Below are 264 nucleotides of genomic sequence, written 5' to 3' on the forward strand. Positions count from 1 at the left end.
TGCCAGCCGTGGCGGAACGCCCACGCCGCAGCCCGATCGCCATCGCCGACGGCGCTCGTCGGCGCGCGGAAGCTGCGCAAGGCCTGCACGCCTGCCGCGTCGAGCATCCGGTCGTAGATGCGGATGTCGTCGAAATCGCTGCCACGCAGGAAGTTGTAGCGGCTCTGCACCTGGTGCGGCGCCAGCACGCGCGCCGCGAGGCCGAACTGGTCGAGGCCCGCGTCGTAGTCGAACGAGGCCTGCGCGTTTGCCGGACGATCCTCG

Annotated in this window: 1 protein-coding gene; it reads right to left on the minus strand. The window is 71.2% G+C overall.

Going from position 1 to position 264, the window contains the following annotated elements; translation table 11 throughout:
* Positions 1-264: hypothetical protein (locus tag SB719_RS20725; RefSeq protein ID WP_412159825.1), on the minus strand; the 264-nt coding region annotated here is incomplete at both ends.

Origin of the sequence: Pantoea sp. SIMBA_079, from assembly GCF_046940275.1 — a bacterium.
Classification (GTDB): Bacteria; Pseudomonadota; Gammaproteobacteria; order Enterobacterales; family Enterobacteriaceae; genus Pantoea; species Pantoea borealis.